At 67.0% G+C, this 273-nt stretch carries 1 protein-coding gene; it reads left to right on the forward strand.

Features of this window, described 5'->3' with window-relative positions:
• The coding region (locus CUZ56_RS15030) for a Rossmann-fold NAD(P)-binding domain-containing protein (protein ID WP_204250947.1) at positions 1 to 273 on the forward strand (273 nt) is incomplete at both ends.

The following is a 273-nucleotide window of genomic DNA, read 5'->3' on the forward strand; positions in this document are numbered from 1 at the left end:
CACCAACAGCTGGGTCCAGACCGTCGGCGAAGTCGACGCCACCGAACTGCTCGAAGTGCAGCTGTGCAACTCGGTCGCGCCGTTCATCCTCATCTCCCGGCTGCGCCCCTCCATGGCCGCCGCACCCTCCCGACGCAAGTACGTCGTCAACGTCTCCGCCATGGAAGGCGTCTTCGCCCGCGGCTACAAGGGCGCCGGCCACCCGCACACCAATATGGCCAAGGCCGCGCTCAACATGCTGACCCGCACCAGCGCACGCGAGATGTTCGAGGG

Origin of the sequence: Saezia sanguinis, assembly GCF_003991585.1 — a bacterium.
GTDB classification, from domain to species: Bacteria; Pseudomonadota; Gammaproteobacteria; order Burkholderiales; family Burkholderiaceae_C; genus Saezia; species Saezia sanguinis.